General features: G+C 62.8%; 13 protein-coding genes. 8 read left to right on the top strand and 5 right to left on the bottom strand.

Going from position 1 to position 13,293, the window contains the following annotated elements:
• Positions 1–100 precede the first annotated feature (100 nt).
• Positions 101–325, bottom strand: a complete 225-nt coding sequence (locus tag U5A57_RS13775; RefSeq protein WP_236596917.1) for a hypothetical protein — start codon at positions 323–325, stop codon at positions 101–103.
• A gap of 421 nt (positions 326–746) precedes the next feature.
• On the opposite strand from U5A57_RS13775, the gene U5A57_RS13770 reads away from it, so the two are divergent.
• Positions 747–1,316 carry a cupin domain-containing protein gene (locus U5A57_RS13770; protein ID WP_321911638.1) on the top strand — a complete coding sequence of 190 codons (570 nt, stop codon included), beginning with the start codon at positions 747–749 and terminating at the stop codon, positions 1,314–1,316.
• Between the two features lie 80 nt (positions 1,317–1,396).
• The gene (locus U5A57_RS13765; RefSeq protein ID WP_321911637.1) at positions 1,397–2,887 is read left to right on the top strand and encodes an aldehyde dehydrogenase; all 1,491 of its coding nucleotides are present in this window, start codon (positions 1,397–1,399) and stop codon (positions 2,885–2,887) included.
• 6 nt (positions 2,888–2,893) lie between these two features.
• On the opposite strand, the gene U5A57_RS13760 is transcribed toward U5A57_RS13765, so the two are convergent.
• Positions 2,894–3,337: a MarR family transcriptional regulator gene (locus U5A57_RS13760; protein WP_321911636.1), complete on the bottom strand. Its 444-nt coding sequence runs from the start codon at positions 3,335–3,337 to the stop codon at positions 2,894–2,896.
• A gap of 234 nt (positions 3,338–3,571) precedes the next feature.
• Between U5A57_RS13760 and U5A57_RS13755 the strand changes: the two genes are divergently transcribed.
• The 4 genes from U5A57_RS13755 (at position 3,572) to U5A57_RS13740 (ending at position 7,651) form a co-directional block, all read left to right on the top strand.
• On the top strand, positions 3,572–5,059 hold the full coding sequence (locus U5A57_RS13755; protein WP_321911785.1) for a DHA2 family efflux MFS transporter permease subunit: 1,488 nt from the start codon (positions 3,572–3,574) through the stop codon (positions 5,057–5,059).
• Between the two features lie 69 nt (positions 5,060–5,128).
• Positions 5,129–6,070 carry an AEC family transporter gene (locus U5A57_RS13750; RefSeq protein ID WP_321911634.1) on the top strand — a complete coding sequence of 314 codons (942 nt, stop codon included), beginning with the start codon at positions 5,129–5,131 and terminating at the stop codon, positions 6,068–6,070.
• 63 nt (positions 6,071–6,133) lie between these two features.
• Positions 6,134–6,337 carry a glycine zipper 2TM domain-containing protein gene (locus tag U5A57_RS13745; RefSeq protein ID WP_321911632.1) on the top strand — a complete coding sequence of 68 codons (204 nt, stop codon included), beginning with the start codon at positions 6,134–6,136 and terminating at the stop codon, positions 6,335–6,337.
• A 579-nt stretch (positions 6,338–6,916) separates the two neighbouring features.
• Positions 6,917–7,651: an acetoacetate decarboxylase gene (locus U5A57_RS13740; RefSeq protein WP_415774617.1), complete on the top strand. Its 735-nt coding sequence runs from the start codon at positions 6,917–6,919 to the stop codon at positions 7,649–7,651.
• A 12-nt stretch (positions 7,652–7,663) separates the two neighbouring features.
• On the opposite strand, the gene U5A57_RS13735 is transcribed toward U5A57_RS13740, so the two are convergent.
• The 3 genes from U5A57_RS13735 to U5A57_RS13725 form a co-directional block, all read right to left on the bottom strand.
• Positions 7,664–8,509, bottom strand: a complete 846-nt coding sequence (locus tag U5A57_RS13735; protein WP_091995905.1) for a carbohydrate ABC transporter permease — start codon at positions 8,507–8,509, stop codon at positions 7,664–7,666.
• Positions 8,506–9,411 carry a sugar ABC transporter permease gene (locus U5A57_RS13730; protein WP_321911628.1) on the bottom strand — a complete coding sequence of 302 codons (906 nt, stop codon included), beginning with the start codon at positions 9,409–9,411 and terminating at the stop codon, positions 8,506–8,508. The genes U5A57_RS13735 and U5A57_RS13730 overlap by 4 nt, the downstream gene beginning before the upstream one ends.
• A 196-nt stretch (positions 9,412–9,607) precedes the next feature.
• On the bottom strand, positions 9,608–10,840 hold the full coding sequence (locus tag U5A57_RS13725; protein ID WP_321911626.1) for a sugar ABC transporter substrate-binding protein: 1,233 nt from the start codon (positions 10,838–10,840) through the stop codon (positions 9,608–9,610).
• A gap of 348 nt (positions 10,841–11,188) precedes the next feature.
• Here U5A57_RS13725 and U5A57_RS13720 point away from each other — a divergent pair, with 348 nt between their 5' ends.
• Entirely contained in the window at positions 11,189–11,971 is a 783-nt protein-coding gene (locus U5A57_RS13720) for an SDR family oxidoreductase (protein ID WP_321911624.1), read from the top strand.
• A gap of 63 nt (positions 11,972–12,034) precedes the next feature.
• A complete protein-coding gene (locus tag U5A57_RS13715) occupies positions 12,035–13,096 on the top strand; it encodes a sn-glycerol-3-phosphate ABC transporter ATP-binding protein UgpC (RefSeq protein ID WP_321911621.1) in 1,062 nt (353 codons plus the stop codon).
• Positions 13,097–13,293: the final 197 nt, after the last annotated feature.

Genomic DNA, 13,293 nt, shown 5'->3' with positions numbered 1-13,293 from the left:
GACTGTGTTCAGGCGTGCACAGCTACATCGTGCAGGCGCGACGAAACACCTCGCAACCCAACGACGGCGAAGAAAACGAACAGCGCAGGAACGAGAGGCGCTAGGGCAGGAGCGACGCGACTTCATCCGTGTGGACGGCAATGAAGGCGCGTGCGGAGACCGAGTTGTGACGCCGCACAGAGCGGCGGGAAAGGATCGTGAAGACGGACAGGAACAGGCGAGAGGCAAGCCTGCCGCTACTGCCGTCGGCGATGGCGGTGCAGTCACTGCGAAGACACCTCGCATGACTACGATCCCACCTCACCAGAGGGCCACGGACTCTCACAATAACACTCGACTGGTTGCGTTGAAAAAGACGTTTGGTCCAAGCATTCGAGGTCGTCAATTTGAGCGAAGCTTTAAACATTGAGCGACTTCGATGTATTGCTTTCCAAACTCAGCCGACTCGCTATGTTTCTCGCATAAAACGCGTTTTTTGCGTTGCAACGCGGCAGAAACGATGCAGTGTTCGACCTGTGGTTCAGCATATACGAGCCAAAAAGGGCGTCAATTATTTTTTCAAGTTTTTGATGTCAGCACTTTCCCCGAGGGCCTCGAGAAATAGCACGCTGTGCGAAATATTGGCCCCTGTCCTTATATTTCGAATAACTTACAGGGGTTTGTACTGACGCAAAATAAAGCAAACTGATTAGAATATTCAACACGTCCACCGCGTCACCTGCACGCCCTGCTAACGGTCCTTCATCGTGTCCGAGTCTGCCTCTGTTTCATCCGAAGTCGCCACGCGTCTGCGCTACGTTCGCAAACGTTATGGTTTGTCGCAGCGCGAACTCGCCAAGCGTGCGGGTGTGACCAATGGCGCGATCTCGCTGATCGAGCAAAGTCGCGTCAGCCCGTCCGTCGGTTCGCTCAAGAAGCTGCTCGAATGCATTCCGATGAGCCTTGCCGAATTCTTCACATTTGATCTGAGCGAGGGGACAGAAGTCGTGTCGCGGCGCGGCGAAATGCCGAACCTCGGCAACGAGTCGATCGAGTTCTATCTGGCCGGCGCGAGCATGAAGGACCGCAACATGGGCATCATGCGCGAGGTCTATCAGCCGCTGGCCGACACTGGCCCCGAAATGCTGGTGCATGCGGGGCACGAAGGCGGCGTGGTGGTCGCCGGGCAACTCGAGCTGACCGTGGAAGGCACGACCTGGCTGCTCGACCCCGGAGACAGCTACTACTTCGAAAGCCGCTTCCCGCACCGGTTTCGCAATCCCAGCGCGAACGAAGTCTGCGAAGTGGTGTCGGCCAATTCGCCGCCCACCTTCTGACTCCCTGATCGCGCGAACCCGTTTCACCTGGCGCCGCGGTGCGGCGCGCAAGGTGGATCGCAAATCATTGAGGCATCCTGATGGAAAAGAAAACTCTCGCTTATTGGCAGGACAAGGCCGCGACGCTATCGATCGAAGGCCGCGCATTCATCGACGGCACGTACCGTGACGCGTATTCGGGCCGCACGTTCGACTGTGTGAGCCCGATCGACGGCCGGGTGCTCGCAAGCGTCGCCGATTGCGGCGCAGCCGACGTCGACGCCGCGGTAGGCGCCGCGCGCCGCGCGTTCGACGAAGGTGTATGGGCAGGCCTGAATCCGCGTGCGCGCAAGGCCGTATTGCTGCGCTGGGCTGCGCTCATGCGCGAACATCTCGACGAACTGGCGCTGCTCGAAACGCTCGATGCAGGCAAGCCGATTGGCGACACGACCACCGTAGACGTGCCGGGTGCCGCCTACTGCGTGGAATGGTTCGCTGAAGCCATCGACAAGGTCGGCGGCGAAGTCGTGCCCGCCGATCATCATCTCGTGGGCCTCGTCACGCGCGAACCCATTGGCGTGGTAGCCGCGGTCGTGCCGTGGAATTTCCCGATCCTGATGGCTTCGTGGAAGTTCGGCCCTGCGCTCGCCGCGGGCAATAGCGTCGTCCTCAAGCCTTCGGAGAAGTCGCCGCTCACGGCCATTCGCGTGGCGCAGCTTGCGCACGAGGCGGGCATTCCTGCGGGCGTGTTCAACGTGCTGCCGGGCGGCGGGGAGCCTGGGAAGCTGCTTGGCCTGCATCGCGACGTGGACTGCATTGCGTTCACCGGATCGACGAACGTGGGCAAGCAGATCATGCAGTACGCAGGGCAGTCGAACCTCAAGCGCGTGTGGCTCGAACTGGGCGGCAAGTCGCCCAATATCGTGCTGCACGATTGCCCGGATCTCGACCGTGCGGCAAACGCAGCGGCAGGCGCCATCTTCTACAACATGGGCGAGATGTGCACGGCGGGCTCGCGCCTGCTCGTTCATCACGAAATCAAGGACGTGTTCCTCGCGAAACTTGTCGAGGCCGCGAAAGCATACAAGCCTGGCAATCCTCTCGATCCGCAAGTGTCGATGGGCGCGATCATCGACAAGATTCAGCTGGATCGGGTGCTGAGCTATATCGAGGCCGGCCGCAAGGATTCGAAGCTGCTGACAGGCGGTGAACGCGTGAATGCGGAGGGCGGCGGCTTCTACGTGCAGCCCACGGTGTTCGACACGCACCACGACACGAAGATCGCGCGCGAGGAAATTTTCGGACCGGTGCTCTCGGTCATCACGTTCAGCACGATCGACGAGGCGGTGCGTATTGCCAACGACAGCGACTACGGGCTCGCGGCGGCCGTGTGGACCGCGAACCTCACGCACGCGCATGAAATTTCGCGCCGCCTGCGTGCCGGCACCGTGTGGGTGAACTGCTACGACGAAGGCGGCGACATGAACTTCCCGTTCGGCGGCTTCAAGGAGTCGGGCAACGGCCGCGACAAGTCATTGCACGCGCTCGAAAAGTACACGGAACTCAAGTCCACGCTCGTGCGGCTGCGCTAACGCTCGTTACCGCTCCACCAGCGCGCCGAGATTGGCGCGCACTCTCTGCAGCATCGCACTGAACTGCTCAGCTTCTTCAGGCGTGAAGCCCGCCAGGGCTTCCGCCTGCACCTCGTCGCCCACGCGGCGTGCGCCCGTGAGCACGCCTTCCGCCTTGGGCGTGAGGCTCACCAGCAATTCGCGGCGGTCGTCCGGGTTGGGCGTGCGCTCGACCCAGCCGCCTTCTTCCATGCGCTCCAGCAGCCGCCCCGCGGATATGGGCGCCACTTCCAGCAGCTCGGCAAGACGTGCCTGGTTCATGTCGCCGTAGTGCGCCAGGTACGCGATCATGCGGCACTGCGCGCGCGTGAGTTCGAGCGATGACTTCGCAAGCTCGTCGTAACGTTTGCCGTAGAGCCGGCCCACGTCGACGACCAGGAAGCCAAAGCGCCTTTCGAGGTCGGTAGTCATCGCGCGATTATACGGGCGTGTGGCTTGCGCCTTCGCGCGAGCGTCCTCCGGCTGTCGATACCGATTGCGTCCACAGGTGCGAGTCGTATAATAAGCAGGCTTATTAATTCGACGCGCTCCGCCCCCAATCTAAGACAGCCGCAAGACAACCGCACGATGACCGCAGTCATGCAGGACGGTTCCGCCGCGCAGCATCGGGCGGAGCCGCGCAAGGAAGCCCCGCTCAATCGCGGCATGATCACGCTCTCGATCATGCTAGCCACGCTCATGCAGACGCTGGACAGCACGATCGCCAATGTCGCGCTGCCGCATATGCAGGGCACACTGTCCGCCTCGCAGGACGAGATCACCTGGGTGCTCACGTCGTACATCGTCGCGGCGGCCATTGCCACGCCGCTCACGGGGTGGCTCGCCGATCGCTTCGGCGTAAAGCGCCTGTTAGGCGTGGCGATTGCGGGTTTCACCGTGGCCTCGGCGCTATGCGGGCTGTCCGAAACGCTCGGGGAGATCGTTGCTTCGCGGCTCTTGCAGGGCGTGTTCGGCGCGTCGCTCGTGCCGCTCTCGCAGTCCATTCTTCTCGACATCAACCCGCGTGAGCGCCAGGGCCAGGCGATGGCGGTCTGGGGCATGGGCGTGATGGTCGGCCCGGTGCTCGGGCCCACGCTGGGCGGCTGGCTAACCGATAGCTACAACTGGCGCTGGGTGTTCTTCATCAACGTGCCTGTGGGGCTGTTCGCGTTCTTTGGCGTCTCGACCTTCATGCCCGCGCGTGCGCCGGGCCGCACGCAGCGCTTCGACGTGTTCGGCTTCGCCACGCTCGCGCTCGCCATCGGCGCGCTGCAGGCCTTGCTCGACCGCGGCGAGCAGCTCGACTGGTTCGGTTCGCTGGAAATACGCATCGAAGCACTGGTGGCGGCGATTGCCTTCGCGTTCTTCATCGTGCATACGGCAACGTCAGGGCCCGGCACGTTCTTTCGCTACCAGCTGCTCAAGGACCGCAACTTCGCGACGGGCACGCTCTTCATTTTCGTGATTGGCGCGGTGCTCTACGCCACGCGCGCACTGCTGCCGCCCATGCTGCAGAACCTCATGGGCTATCCGGTCGCCACCACGGGGCTCGTTACCGCGCCAAGCGGCGCGGGCACGATGGTTGCCATGCTGATAGCGGGGCGCATGCTGAAGCGCGTGGACGCGCGCGTCATGCTGCTGTTTGGCTTCGTGGTGTCCGCTTATGCGCTATGGCAGATGATGCAGTACACGCTCGTGCTGTCGCCCTCGGATATCGTGTGGCCCGGCGTGGTGCAGGGGTTTGGCCTCGGCTTCGTATTCGTGCCGCTTTCCGCGCTGACTTTCTCGACGCTTACGCCGCAACTGCGCGCGGACGGCACGGCCACGTATAGCCTCATGCGCAATATCGGCAGCAGTATCGGCATTTCGATCGTGCAGACCTTAGTCACGCGTAGCACCCAGATCGCGCATTCGGACCTCGCCGCGAACATCACGCCGTTCAATCCGGCGGTTCAACAGATGCTCGAAAGTGGTTCGCGGTACGATCTCGCCGTGCTCAACCAGTCGATCACGCAGCAGGCCCAGATGATCGCGTACCTCAACGACTTCAAGATGATGTTCGTGGCCACGCTGCTCGTCATTCCGCTGCTCTTTCTGATCCGCACCGGCCCGAGCGCCGCCACCGTCGATACGAGTCACGCGGCGATGGACTAGCGCAACCGTTTGTCTTTCGTTTCACCCTGGCGCGCGGCACGTCCGCGCGCTTTGCATTCACGAATCCCGATGCTTTCTGCCGTTTCCATTCTCCTGCCCGTTTTCGGCCTCATATTCGCGGGCTTCGCCTGCCGTCGCACGAATGTACTCGGCCCCGCCGCGGCATCCGAGTTGAACCGCTTCGTCGTGTGGCTCGCGCTGCCCGCGCTGCTCTTCGATATCCTTGCGCACGCAACGTGGCACGAGCTGTATCAGCCCGCATTCGTTGCGGCGTTCGGTCTTGCCGGGCTCGCGGTGTTCGCGGCCGTCGTGGGCGTGCGCGTGTTCCTCGGCCGACCGCTCGCGGATGCGAGCATCGATGGGCTCGCCGCCGCGTATCCGAATACCGGCTACGTGGGCTTCCCGCTGTGCATGATCGCATTCGGGCGGTCGAGCCTCACGCCCACGACCATCGCGACGATCCTCGTGGTCTGCGTGTTGTTCGCCATCGCGATCGTGCTGATCGAAACGGGCCTGCAAAGCGAGCGGCGTCCGCACCGGCTCGCCATCAAGGTCGTGCGCTCGCTCCTGCGCAATCCGCTACTGGTCGCGCCGGCGCTGGGGGCGGTGGTTTCCGCCGCGCACGTCACGCTGCCTGCGAGCGCGGAAACGTTCCTCAAGCTGCTGGGCGGCGCGGCGAGTCCGTGCGCGCTCGTGAGCCTCGGGCTCTTTCTGGCCGAGCGCCGTGCGAGTGGTGACGCGCCGCGCGAGTCGTCGTGGTGGCTCACGCTCTCCAAGCTGGTCGCGCAGCCGCTTATCACCTGGTGGCTGGCAGAGCGTGTATTCGGGCTGTCCGACCAGCTCGTGGAAATCGCGGTGCTGCTAGCGGCGCTGCCCACGGGTACCGGCCCGTTCATGCTCGCCGAGTACTACCGCCGCGAGGCGCACGTGACTTCGCGCACCATTTTGCATTCCACGCTGGGCTCGCTCGTTACGCTCACGCTGATCCTGCTGCATCTGCACCACGGCTGAAAGCCGCCGCGGCACGATGCTTGCTGGCATGTAAGCCACAACCATCGATCAGGAGAATCGACGATGAACTGGCTACGTCGCTTAAGCGCCGCGCGCGCCTCACTCGTCATTACCGTCGTGTTCACTGCGGCTGGCATGGGGGCCTGTACGCTGGGCGGCGCCGCCGCGGGCGGTTATGTCGGCAACCGGGCCACCAACGGCAGCGCGGTCGGTACCGTAGGCGGCGCCGTGGCCGGCGGCGTGATCGGACATGAACTGAGCAAGTAGGCGAAGTCTCGCGCATCTCGAGATGTTGCGCCCCCACGCGTGCGAGGGGGCGCCGCGCGTCTGTCTGCAGCGAGACAGGTGATTCAATTAATCGATCGAAATTCCACGCAATTCTAATTGCGAAAAATGCAAACGGGAGTTTTTCGTCTAGCCGATGAAATAAGAATTTGAGTTCTCTGAATGAAGATGAATTGAAATTTGCAGTCGCTCTGAATTAACCCAATCCTGTTGTGAAATGGCTGTGCTTGGCCAATATCAAGCACAACAAATTGCTGGGCTCCGCCGATCTGGCTGGTGACCGGAGGGCTTGAACCGGGCATGACACGGGCGTGGGACGCGCCTGCGGTGCGCAGCGCCATGAAGCCTTCTGTCGAAGAACGGGTGTGCTTCTTTGACGATCCTTAATCGTCATCAAACCGCATTTTTCTTTGCGAATTTAAAATATTTTGCTGATTAATGTTTTCGCGCGCACTGACAGATTTCTGTTTAATCAGGTGACTATTTGCCAAATAGATTTGGCTAGCCTATGTGCGTCCCGTTTCAACACGTCACTTCGACGCCAGCTCACAAAGGATACTCATGCAAGACGTAAGATCCAAGGCTTTCGCAATGCCGATCACCAACCCGGCGTATCCGATAGGCCCTTACAAGTTTGTGGACCGGGAGTTCCTGATCATCACCTATCGCACCGACCTCGAAAGTCTGCGCAAGGTCGTGCCCGAGCCGCTCGAGGTCACCAACCCGATCGTTAGCTACGAATTCATCCGCATGCCCGACTCGACCGGTTTTGGCAACTACACGGAAAGTGGCCAGGTTATCCCCGTCACGTATCAGGGCCAGCCGGGCACCTATACGCATGCGATGTACCTCGACGACCATCCGCCCATTGCCGGTGGCCGGGAGCTTTGGGGTTTTCCGAAGAAGCTCGCTTCGCCCACGCTTGCGGTTCACTCCGACACGCTGGTCGGCACGCTCGACTACGGTCCCGTTCGTGTCGCCACTGGCACGATGGGCTACAAGCACCGCGAACTCGACCTGGCCGACCAGGCAAAGCGCCTTGGCGCGCCCAACTATCTGCTCAAGATCGTGCCGCACGTGGACGGCTCGCCGCGCGTATGCGAACTCGTGCGCTACTACTTGAAGGACATCAAGCTCAAAGGCGCATGGACAGGGCCTGCCGCGCTCCATCTCACGCCACACGCGCTCGCGCCCGTCGCGGAATTGCCTGTACTCGAAATCATCGAAGCCCGTCATCTGGTCGCGGACTTGACCCTGGGCCTCGGTGAAGTCGTGTACGACTATCTCGCGAAGTAATTCACAGTCCGATTACTTCACCGCGCCAAGTGCGAGCCCCTTCACCATGTAGCGCTGCAGCCAGGCGAACACGACCGAAACCGGCAGCGTGGCCGCGAGCGTCGCCGCCATGACGAGCTGCCATTCCACGGTGTACTTGCCGGCCACCATGTCGGTGACCTGCACCGTGAGTGTCTTGTTTTCGGGCGAGCGGATCAGCGTGTAGACCACGGCGAATTCGTTCCACGCGCTGATGAATGTGAAGATCGCCGTGACCACCACGGCCGGCACCGCGAGCGGCAGGAACACGCGGAACACGGCGCCGGTACGGCTGCAGCCTTCGAGCCATGCCGATTCCTCCAGATCGCGCGGTACGGTCTGGAAGTACGACGAGAGCATCCACACGGCAAACGCAATGTTGAAAGCGGCGTACGAGACGATCACGCCGATCTTCGAGTCGACGAGATTGCCGTCGCCATACGGAATCATCGCGGCGAGCCGGAACAGGCCGACCACGAGCAGGATGGGCGAGAGCATCTGCGTGACGAGCAGGAACTGGCGATAAAGGCCGCGCCCGCGGAACGGGAAGCGCGCGAGCGCGTAGGCGGCCGGCAGACTCACGGCGAGCGCGAGCGCCGTGGAAAGGCAACTCACCACAATGCTGTTGCGCAGCGCGACACCGAAGTTCGCGGCCTGCCACATGTCGACGTAGTTTTGCCAGCGCCACTGCATGGGCAGCCAGCGCGCCGGATAGACGAACACTTCCGAAGCCGGCTTGAACGAGGTGAAGAACATCACCGCGAACGGGAACAGTACGGCCACGACGAGCGGCGAGAGCGCGAGCCAGCACCAGATCGAACGTTTGAGCTTGCGGTTCATGCGAGGTCTCCTTCGGCGCCGCCGCGTTTGGCCTGCAGGCGCAGGTAGACCACCGAGAACGCGAACAGGATTACGAGCATGATGAGCGAGACGGCAGCGGCTTCGCCTGGTCGTCCTAACCGGAAGCCGAGTTCGTAAAGGTACGTGACGAGAATGTGCGTGCTGTCGTCGGGGCCGCCTTGCGTCATGACCCAGATGATCGGGAACGAGTTGAACACGTAGATCACGTTCAGCAGGATCGCCATGTTGATGAACGGCTTGAGCAGCGGCAGCGTGAGCTGGCGGAACTGCTGCCAGGCACTCGCGCCGTCGATGCGCGCGGCTTCGTAAATATCGCCCGGCACCGAGGAAAGGCCGCCCAGCAGGATCGTGGTCGTGAACGGTATCGACACGAGTATGCCCACGCAGATCTCGACCGGGAACGCATACTCGGGCGTCGCAAGCCAGTGGATCGGCCCGGAAACGAGCCCGAGCCGCTGCAGCGTGACGTTGACCATGCCGTAGTCGTCGTTGAACGCCCAGCGCCAGACCACGGCCGTCATCGTGAGCGAGACGGACCACGGCAGCATGACGATCGTGCGCGCAATGCCGCGGCCGTAGAAGTCCTGGTTGAGCACGAGCGCGACGGGCACGGAAATTCCCACGGTGCCCACCACGACGAAGAATGTCCAGATCAGCGTGTTCCTGAGGGCGCTCATGAACACCCGATCGCCGAACACGTTATAGAAGTTCTGCAGACCGCTGAAGCCGCGGATCTGCCCGAAGCGCGATACATCGTGCAGCGACTGATACACGATGTTGAAGATCGGATAGCTGATGATGAAGAGCGCGAGCACGAGACTCGGCACGATCAGGAGCCAGGGCGCGCGGGGCGCGGAAACGGCGCGGGGTAGTCGGCTCATGCGATTTCGTGCGCGTGATCGGTCGGGGGCATCGCCGGCCGCTGCGGTGGCGGGCGAGGGCTTCAGGGGACCCGTAGTCATGTCGAATCGTCAGTGCTTCGAAACGTCGGTTCTCAGGCGTTGCGGCGCGCGCCGGGAACTTCGGGCGCGCGCCGGTTTTGCCGTTAAGGCTTGCTTGCAGACTGGTTTGCCAGACTTACTTGCCGAGCGACTTGTTCGCTTCGGTGGCCGCCTGGTTCAGCGCGTCGGCAGGCTTGGCCTTGCCGAGGTACACCGACTGCATGGCGTTGGTCACGGCCTTCGCGGTGTCTTCCCAGCCGGTCACGGTCGGCGCGAACTTCGCATGCGGCAGCAGTGCGATAAAGGCCTTCGTGTCGGGATCCTGGAACACCGGGTCGGTCGCTTCAGCCTTGGTGGTCGGCAGGAAGCCTTCCGTGCTCGTGAACTGCACGCGCGGCTCCTTCGTGAACAGGAAGTCCAGGAACTTCCAGGCGCTCTGCTTAACCTTGGAGTTCTTGAACATCATGATCGAGTCGGTCACCGCATAGGTGGCCGGCGTCGTTGCAACCGGGATCGGGTCGATGCCGTACTTGATGTTCGGGGCTTCCTTCTTCAGCTGCTTGGCGAGGAACGGCGCCGAGATCATCATCGCCACGCGGCCCTGCTTGAAGAGGTTCTGCACGTCTTCACGGCTGTAGCCCGTCACGCCCGGCTGCGTAAGACCTTCGTCGATCATGGTCTTGTAGAGCGTCGCGGCCTTCACGCCAGCGGGCGAGTTGAACGCCGCCTTGCCGTCCTTGCCCACCACTTCGCCGCCGTGGGTCCACAGTGCGTAGTAGTAGTACACGTCGGTTTCGATTTCCTTGCCCTGCAGACCGAAGCCCGCAATACCCTTCGCCTTGAGCTTCTTCGAGGCGTCGACCACGTCGTTCCAGGTCTTCGGGCCGTCCGGATAGCCAACCGAAGCCAGCATGTCCTTGTTGTAGTACAGCGCGCGCGCCGAAGCGGCGATCGGCAGGCCGTAGGTCTTGCCGTTGATCTGACCCGGAGCGAGGAACGGACCGATGAAGCGGCCCTTGAAGTTCGCGTCCATGTACGGGTCGAGCGGTTCGGCGATGTCGTCCTTCACGAAGTCGAGCAGCCAGCGCGTGCCGATGATCGCAAGGTCGGCGTTGGCGCCGCCGGAGATGTCCGTTTGCAGCTTCTGTTGCAGCGAGTCCCAGTTCACGTCTTCGATCTTGATCGTGATGCCGGGGTTGGCGGCCTCGAACTGCTTGGCCATTTTCTCGAAGTAAGGGGCGGTGGCGTCGCTGTAGTGGGCGACGGTCACGCGGACCGTGTCGGCGTGCGCCGCGGCGGTGATGCCGGCGAACGCTAGCGCGACGGCGAGCTTGCCGAGCATGGTGGTTGCACGTGCCTGAAACGACATTCTCTCTCTCCTTGTCGATGGGAGTTGGCGCTTTAGCGCTTGGTCCCATCCCATGCGGGGTTGTTGTTGCTGGTGGTTTTTCCTGCTTATGCCGCCGCCTTGACCCGGCTGCTGGGTTGCGTTGTTTGAAAAAATCCTACAGGATGAAAAAAGCGTTGTCACCTGGTAATCTCGATATTGTTTCGGGTGCCGGAATTTGCATAACATGCTGTAAAACAGGGGAAATTCATGCGCCGCAGCAGCGCGGTGTGGTTGGTATAAACCCGCATACGGGCAACCGCACGTCATTCGTATGTAGGAAATTTTCAGGCTTGCTGGCAGGACTGGCGGGCCTCATGGAGAGTCGACATGAGCCGGGTGGTGCTGGTGACGGGGGCGAGCGGCGGCATAGGCCGCGCGCTGTGCAAACGGTTTCTGGAAGCGGGTGACACGGTGCTCGCGCTCGACCGCGACGCTGCGCTCGTGCAACAACTCGCGGCGGAATTCGGCGCACCGGGCGCGGCGCGCCTCGAGCCGCTCGTGGCCGACGTGAGCGATCAGGCCGCTGTGGCCCAGGCCGTGGCGCGCGGCGTGGCGGCGCGCGGCCCGGTGGACGTGGCGGTGGCGAACGCGGGCGGCGCGCTCGGCACGACGCTCGCGCACACCGACGCCGCGAGCTGGCGGCGCGACATCGACCTGAACCTGAACGGGACCTACTACACGGTCGAAGCCGTGCGCGCCTCGATGATCGAACGCCGGCGCGGCGCGCTCGTGCTGATCGGCTCGGTCAACGGGCTTTCGGCGCTCGGCCACCCCGCGTACAGCGCGGCGAAGGCGGGCCTCGTGAGCTACACGAAGGCGCTCGCGATGGAGCTGGGGCCGCACGGCATACGTGCGAACATCGTCTGCCCGGGCACGGTGAAAACGCCTGCATGGCGCGCGCGCGTCGAGCAGCATCCGAAGATCTTCGAAGAACTAAGCAAGTGGTATCCGCTCGGCGACGTGGCCACGCCCGAGGATATCGCCGACGCCGTGCAGTTTCTCGCTTCGCCGCAAGCGCGCGTCATTACGGGCGTGGCGCTGCCCGTGGACGCGGGCCTCATGGCCGGTAACCGGCTCATGGCGAACGAACTGACGCTCGACCCGTTCTGAGGCGCGCACGCGGGCGCTTTGACCTGGTAAGACCTGAAAAGACTTCACGCAAACGAGGAAAGCATGGCAGCGGTACAACTGAACGGCATCTACAAGCGCTATGGCGACACCCAGGTCGTGCACGGCGTTGATCTCGACATCGAAGACGGTGAATTCGTCGTGCTCGTCGGCCCCTCGGGTTGCGGCAAGACCACGGTGATGCGCATGATCGCCGGTCTCGAAGACATCTCCGGCGGCGACCTGACCATCGGCGGCACGCGCGCGAATGCGCTGCCGCCGCAGCAGCGCAACATCTCGATGGTGTTCCAGAGCTACGCGCTCTACCCGCATCTCTCGGTGTACGACAACATCGCGTTCGGTCCGCGCATTCGCAAGGAGCGCGAGGACGGGTTCAAGCCGCGCATCGAAGCCGCCGCGAAAATGCTCAACCTGTCGAGCTACCTGGAGCGCTTGCCGCGCGCGCTTTCGGGCGGTCAGCGCCAGCGCGTCGCCATGGGCCGCGCAGTGGTGCGCGAGCCTGCGCTCTTTCTCTTCGACGAGCCGCTGTCGAACCTCGACGCCAAGCTGCGCGTGCAGATGCGCACTGAGATCAAGGCGCTGCACCAGCGCCTGCGCAACACGGTGGTGTACGTGACGCACGACCAGATCGAGGCGATGACGATGGCCGACCGGATCGTCGTGATGAACGCGGGGCGTATCGAACAGATTGGCCGGCCGCTCGACCTTTACGACAGGCCGGGCAACCTGTTCGTGGCGAGCTTCCTCGGCTCGCCCTCGATGAACTTCGCGCAAGGCACGGTGATGAGCGACGCGCGCGGCACCGCGCTCGTGCTCGAAGACGGCGTGCGCATCCCGCTGCCGGAAGGCAAGGCGCAAGCGGGCGCGCGCGTGACGCTCGGCGTGCGGCCCGAGCACATCGAGGCGGGCGGCGACGTGCCGTTCACGGTCGACGTGATCGAGCCGACTGGCGCGGAGACCCATATGTACGGGAAAATAGGCGACACCACATGGTGCGTCACGACTCGCGCGCGCCCGGACGTCAATCCGGGCCAGCGCATGACGCTAGGTTTGCCTTTGGCGCACCTGCATCTGTTCGATACTGAAAGCGGCAAGCGGCTCGATTGAAGCGGAAGCACGCATCGAAATACGGATAGCGGGCCAAGGGTCTGCTCACATGAATAACAGGCTTGCGAACGTGCCTGGCCGCCAGAAGGGCCGATCGCTGCGTCATGCTCCTCACGAATACGTTGAGTATTCGCTTCGTCGCAGTCCTTGCGCTCGGCCCTTCTGGCGGCCAGCGCAAGCCTGTTATTCATGTGAGC

Source organism: Paraburkholderia sp. J11-2 (assembly GCF_905220185.1).
In the GTDB taxonomy this organism is placed as follows: Bacteria; Pseudomonadota; Gammaproteobacteria; order Burkholderiales; family Burkholderiaceae; genus Paraburkholderia.
This window is presented reverse-complemented; position numbering and strand designations above follow the sequence as displayed.

Excerpts from the sequence above, each read along its gene's own strand:
- U5A57_RS13730 (WP_321911628.1), bottom strand. The coding sequence starts at position 9,411 with ATGAGCCGACTACCCCGCGCCGTTTCCGCGCCCCGCGCGCCCTGGCTC.
- U5A57_RS13725 (WP_321911626.1), bottom strand. The coding sequence starts at position 10,840 with ATGTCGTTTCAGGCACGTGCAACCACCATGCTCGGCAAGCTCGCCGTC.
- U5A57_RS13715 (WP_321911621.1), top strand. The coding sequence starts at position 12,035 with ATGGCAGCGGTACAACTGAACGGCATCTACAAGCGCTATGGCGACACC.
- U5A57_RS13750 (WP_321911634.1), top strand. The coding sequence starts at position 5,129 with ATGCTTTCTGCCGTTTCCATTCTCCTGCCCGTTTTCGGCCTCATATTC.
- U5A57_RS13720 (WP_321911624.1), top strand. The coding sequence starts at position 11,189 with ATGAGCCGGGTGGTGCTGGTGACGGGGGCGAGCGGCGGCATAGGCCGC.
- U5A57_RS13760 (WP_321911636.1), bottom strand. The coding sequence starts at position 3,337 with ATGACTACCGACCTCGAAAGGCGCTTTGGCTTCCTGGTCGTCGACGTG.
- U5A57_RS13735 (WP_091995905.1), bottom strand. The coding sequence starts at position 8,509 with ATGAACCGCAAGCTCAAACGTTCGATCTGGTGCTGGCTCGCGCTCTCG.
- U5A57_RS13745 (WP_321911632.1), top strand. The coding sequence starts at position 6,134 with ATGAACTGGCTACGTCGCTTAAGCGCCGCGCGCGCCTCACTCGTCATT.
- U5A57_RS13755 (WP_321911785.1), top strand. The coding sequence starts at position 3,572 with ATGATCACGCTCTCGATCATGCTAGCCACGCTCATGCAGACGCTGGAC.
- U5A57_RS13740 (WP_415774617.1), top strand. The coding sequence starts at position 6,917 with ATGCAAGACGTAAGATCCAAGGCTTTCGCAATGCCGATCACCAACCCG.
- U5A57_RS13765 (WP_321911637.1), top strand. The coding sequence starts at position 1,397 with ATGGAAAAGAAAACTCTCGCTTATTGGCAGGACAAGGCCGCGACGCTA.